This window comes from Lactobacillus sp. M0396, from assembly GCF_016101625.1.
In the GTDB taxonomy this organism is placed as follows: Bacteria; Bacillota; Bacilli; order Lactobacillales; family Lactobacillaceae; genus Lactobacillus; species Lactobacillus huangpiensis.
Genome location: NZ_JACFQE010000014.1, coordinates 1 through 4,037, shown reverse-complemented (window position 1 = coordinate 4,037; position 4,037 = coordinate 1). Strand labels below are relative to the sequence as shown.

1 protein-coding gene is annotated in these 4,037 nt (G+C 33.4%); it reads right to left on the bottom strand.

The genetic code is table 11. The annotated features are described in order from the left end of the window. A partial coding sequence (locus tag H3T43_RS09240) for a pectate lyase-like adhesive domain-containing protein (RefSeq protein ID WP_198214159.1) occupies positions 1 to 4,037 on the bottom strand: 4,037 nt, incomplete at both ends.

Genomic DNA, 4,037 nt, shown 5'->3' with positions numbered 1-4,037 from the left:
GTCTTTAAGGTCATTTTGAACTGAAGAAGATAGTTTATCGTATGCATTTTGTATTCGCTTCTTGGCCGCTTCAGCCATCGAACTAGTATTAAGCTTTTGCGCAGTCTTATTAGCTTCTAATTCTGCCTTCTCAGCTGCATCAGCAGATGCTTTGACATCGTTAATATCTTTAATTGCTTGATCTCTAATACTATTTACTTCAATAATAGTATCAACCGTCTTTAAATCATCATTAGCTTGACTAACAATTATTTGTACTTTTTTCTTATCTGAATCTTTAGACAAAGTTGAACTGACTTTATCAGCTGCATTCTGAATGGCATCAGTAGCCGCAATTTTAGCAAAGGCCACTTCAACGCTTTTTACCGATCCATCAAACTTTTCTTTAGCGTTGTCAAAAGCATTGACAACTTCTTTTTTACTCATAGCAGCTTTAATTGCATTATTAGCAGTATCTTTTGCATTATTAATGGCTCTAATGGCGATCGCCTTATCAGTTGCAGCTTTTTCCTGTTCACCAGATTCTTTTAGATTATTAAATGCGGTATTTACACTCTCAATTGCTTTTTCAGCTGCAACGTTAACATTGTCAATATATGAATTTTTGAAACTTTCTAAATCAGCCGCATTAGCTTCAGTTTCAACTGCCTTAATTGCATCTTCTCCTGCAATTTCAGCTTTATCTGCATCTTCAATGGTTATTTGATTACCCACATTTAATTTAGCATCGTCACGTGCTTTGCTAATTTTGTCTACAGCAGTTTGTTTGTCTTCATCAGACATGTCAGTCTTGTTAATTCGATCCACTGCAGCCTGTGCATAATCATTGAGTTTCTTCTGGTCAAATTCAATTTCCTTATTAAGTGCTTGGGCCTTAGATGAAACACTGTCAATATTTTGAATCCCGATATTTTTCTCATTGTTAACTTGAGCAATAGTCGCTGGAGTTGGATTATTAACATTACTTACCGCAGAATTATAAAATTTTTCAACTTCTTTATTAAATTCAGTTTTACCAGCAGCACTGACATTACCTAAGCTATTAATATTATTCTCAACTGTAGCTTTCTTATCTGCTAATATTTTTAAAGCCTCAGTTTGAGCAGCTTTTAAATCACTAATAGCCTTATCCTTAACTTGTTGATCCTTTGCATCTATTAAAGCTTGATCAATGCTTTTAATACCAGCTTCCCTAGCACTATTAAGTGCATCATAACTATCAGAAGAATCAACGGCTGCAATAGCTTTTTCATAAGCACTCATAGCTTGATCTTGATATTTTTTAACATGATCCGGAGTTAAACCAGTATCTGCCAAATCAGCTATTTGATTAATGATACCAGGCACTCCTGAGGTACCATTACCATCAAGCTCATTTTTAAGTGCCTGTTTAGCGGTATCTTTTGCAGCGTCAAATTTATTCAGATCGTCTGACTCCTTGTTAGCAGTTTCAAGAGCTGCTTTAATAATATCAAGAGCAATATTTTTACGCTTATTTACTTCATTAATTGTTTCGGCACCATAAACAGTAGTATCTTTATTCGATTCATTTACTGGATCTGACATTGCTAAAGCTTTAATTAATTCGTTATCAAAAGCCTTTGATTGGTCGTCTTTCAAATTGCTTGGTTTTTTATCTTTAGCATCCTGCACAGCTTCTTTAATGACTTCAGCAGCTTCATCTTGAGCTTCAGAAAGAGTCAAAATATTTAAACTTTTAACAATTGGACGACTTCCCGCATTAACAACTATTGGATTATATTCAACAAAATTTGCATCAGGAGTTATTTCAACTTTATCTCCTTTAGCCATATTCAAAATTACATCTGCAGGAATTGTAACTGAAAATGTTCCATCTGTATTTATTTCAGACGTAAACACTGATGGCAACTCGCTAATTCTGTTAGAAAGACTCCCACGATATGAATCATTAGTATTTACATATGGCTTTAATCCCTTATCTTCTTGAATAATACCGTTATATTTTGGATTATTGCTAATATATTTTACAATGATATAACCCTTTGTTCCTTTCGGAAAGTATTTATAAAAGACATTGTCGGTACTTGGACCATCTACTTCTTCAGTATAGTTTTTAACCTTACCTTTAACAGTCCTCGATCCATCTACGTTATTAATAACTTCAAGACTATCATCATCAATATCTAAAAAGCCATCTGGATTAGCAGGAACAAATGATACATTATTATAGCTTTCGGAATCTTTTCTGCTTAAAGCATCTTCCAAAGAAGACTTAACAATATTGTCAAGTTTATTCTGTTCAGAATTATTAACCGCCGCTTGGGCAATATTTAAAAATGAAGTAAATCTTTTATCATTGATGATTTCTGAAAGTGCTGGATCATTTTTAATTTCATCCAATTGTTTTTGAGTCAAGCTCTTATTACCATCAAGCATTTCAATTGTGTTTACAACAACCCCAGTTCCCGATTTCTGCATTTCTAAAACATGGAATGGTGGCAAAGTAAACTTATGTCCAGCGGCTGTTTGCAATTGTTGTCGAATATTAGTTATGGTTATTTTGTTGTTTCCAATAATGCTTGTAGCAGGATTTTTGTTATTGTGAGCATCTAAAATAAATGAATTAGGATTATTAATTTTAAATGTTCCCCCCTTGACATCAAGCAAAGTTATTGCTCCAGTTCCAGCATTACTACCTAAAGCAATATTAAAGCTACCATTTTCAACATCAGCTGAGCCAGTAACATAAACTAATGTTCCAGAGTAATCACCCATATTGTCTCCAAATATATTTAGTTCACTATTTGGATTGATAGTTAAATTTCCATTATCGTAAAATAAATTGCCAGTGTCTCTATTTGTAATATTACCATTGGTACGAATATTTACTTGTCCGTTTTGCGAAATATTAAATGTTGAACCAGCCTCACTTAAATATACTGCTCTAGCTTTACCAGCATTCCTTGTTCCTTCGTACGGTCTTACCTTATTTTCACCAATGTTGATATTCAAAATTCCAGAAACAATTACGTTCCCGCTACCTTTCATATAGATGGCGCTGTATGGATAACCCCATTCTCCAGTATCACCGCCACCATCAAAATCCTCTACAGGATTAAGAGTTACAGTTGCACCTTTATGAATTGTCACACTATTAGTGTTACCCTTCATTTCAATTATAGTACCGCCATATGTGGAACCCAAAAAATTGCCATCTAAAAAATCTATACTATCGTTTTTTTTGCCATCCGTGAATTCAAACATTTGTTGATCATTGCGATTCGGCCATTTGGCAGTTCTAACTTCATTATTTCCTGTGAAATAAATATGTGTATTATTACCTGCATATATCAATTGTGAACCATTAAAGGAGCAGTCTTTAAAAATGATATTAGAATGGAAATTACCATTAACATTATCAGTATTCCAAACACCATAATAATCTCCACTTATTATATTTAAATTTTGATAAGTAACTTCAGCGTTCGTACCTCCTGTTTGTTTAGGTGCAAAACCAGTAAAGTTAAGCGTAAATTTAGAAATTCCATCCGATCTAATAAGTAAAGTACGTCCAGGAACATCAAAAGTATCATTTCCATTATTTTTAGGTGCAATTATATTGTTTTTTAATACAATTTCAGCAATAGTTTTGTTATTCAGTGCATCTTTGAAATCTTCCCATGTATAAACGTCATAAGAAAGACCGTAAAAAGTATCCTTTGTTAAAATACTTTTAATTGCTGTACTAGTTGTATTATTAACTTTACTAGTTGATTGATCGGCAAAAACTGGATTATCACCAGATTCATTATCATTAAAATGAGAATCTTCTGGCGAATTTCCATCACTCGGAGCATTACCCTCTTGAGTAATATCAGAATTAGAACCTTTTCCTGATGAATCAGTATTTTCTAACTTACTCTCTTCAACAACTTGTGAATTCTCCTCTGGCTTCTTAGTAGAGTTAGATTTATCAGAATCATTCTTATGGTCTTTAGTAGGTGCAGTTTCATTTAAAACTTCTGAATGGCTTCCGTCACTCTTAAAAAATGAAG